Origin of the sequence: Xanthobacter autotrophicus, from assembly GCF_030015065.1 — a bacterium.
Classification (GTDB): domain Bacteria; phylum Pseudomonadota; class Alphaproteobacteria; order Rhizobiales; family Xanthobacteraceae; genus Xanthobacter; species Xanthobacter autotrophicus_D.
Map to the genome: position 1 here is coordinate 1 of NZ_JAIVFN010000440.1, position 437 is coordinate 437.

A 437-nucleotide genomic window follows, 5' to 3' on the forward strand; every position below is an offset into this window, starting at 1 on the left:
GCCGCCTACAGCCGCCACCTGTACGACATCGCCTCGGGCACCAGCGCCGAATTCGGCCGCGCCTTCGAAGCCCAGGCCGCTGAAGCGCAGCGCAATCTCAGCAACATCGTGGACACCGCCGCCCGCAACGCACCCGCCGGCACCGAAACCGGCGTGGCCGTGTTCAAGAGCGCCGTCTCCGCCGCCAACAACGCCTTCGAAACCGTCCAGAAGGCCGTGAAGCAGGCCAGCGACGTGGCCGGTGCCAACTTCAACGCCGTGGCCAACACGGCCGCCAGCAACGCTGCCACGGCCACGAACGCCGCGGCGGCCGCCGCCGACGCTGCTGCACGCAAGCGTTGAGCCGCAGACCCGTTGTCTCCTTGGATCCTCGGGCTCGCGTTCCTGGATCCATTCAAAGCCCGGCAGTGCCGGGCTTTTTTTTGGCTGTCGGATAC

The 437-nt window shown here is 68.0% G+C and carries 1 pseudogene; it reads left to right on the forward strand.

What is annotated here, in order from left to right:
- Positions 1–342, forward strand: a pseudogene (locus K9U40_RS23925) (phasin family protein); the annotation flags it as partial.
- Positions 343–437: the final 95 nt, after the last annotated feature.